General features: G+C 47.7%; 5 tRNA genes. All 5 read left to right on the forward strand.

Features of this window, described 5'->3' with window-relative positions:
* Positions 1 to 135: 135 nt before the first annotated feature.
* Positions 136 to 212: transfer RNA gene (locus tag POF51_RS32025), tRNA-Asp, on the forward strand.
* A gap of 100 nt (positions 213 to 312) precedes the next feature.
* Positions 313 to 388: transfer RNA gene (locus tag POF51_RS32030), tRNA-Thr, on the forward strand.
* Positions 389 to 395: 7 nt separating this feature from the next.
* Positions 396 to 480: transfer RNA gene (locus POF51_RS32035), tRNA-Tyr, on the forward strand.
* 7 nt (positions 481 to 487) lie between these two features.
* Positions 488 to 563: transfer RNA gene (locus POF51_RS32040), tRNA-Lys, on the forward strand.
* A 65-nt stretch (positions 564 to 628) separates the two neighbouring features.
* Positions 629 to 715, forward strand: a tRNA-Leu gene (locus POF51_RS32045).
* Positions 716 to 732: the final 17 nt, after the last annotated feature.

Consider the following 732-nt stretch of genomic DNA (forward strand, 5'->3'; position numbering starts at 1 on the left):
GTAGCTCGTCGGGCTCATAACCCGAAGGTCGCAGGTTCAAATCCTGCTCCCGCAACCAAATTTTCTACTTGCTCTACGTCGAGTAATATTCTTGATCAAGTAGGATCGGAGTGCCCAGTGGGTGCAACCAAATTTGGAGCTGTGGTGAAGTTGGAGTTCACGCCGGTCTGTCACACCGGAGGTCGCGGGTTCGAGTCCCGTCAGCTCCGCCATCTTTCTTAATAAGATGGCATAGTTCACGAACATGAAAAAGGTTTAACGTAATAAAAAAACGTTGATTTTTCATGAAAGATATGCCATAATTAAAGATATGCCGGTATAGCTCAATTGGTAGAGCACCTGACTTGTAATCAGGGGGTTGTGGGTTCAAGTCCTATTGCCGGCACCATGAATTTGGGGAGATAGTGAAGTGGCTAAACACGGCAGACTGTAAATCTGCTCCCTCCGGGTTCGGCGGTTCGAATCCGTCTCTCCCCACCATTTTCATGAGCCATTAGCTCAGTTGGTAGAGCATCTGACTTTTAATCAGAGGGTCGAAGGTTCGAGTCCTTCATGGCTCACCAGTTTTTATAAACCCAAAAAGTGAAAGTCAGCTTATCAACAGATCTGGCTACTTAGATGGGAAAATGCGGTCGTGGCGGAATTGGCAGACGCGCTAGATTCAGGTTCTAGTGGTGGCAACACCGTGGAGGTTCAAGTCCTCTCGACCGCACCATTCAACTTCTTCTTACA

This window comes from Brevibacillus sp. AG (genome assembly GCF_028369215.1).
Classification (GTDB): domain Bacteria; phylum Bacillota; class Bacilli; order Brevibacillales; family Brevibacillaceae; genus Brevibacillus; species Brevibacillus porteri.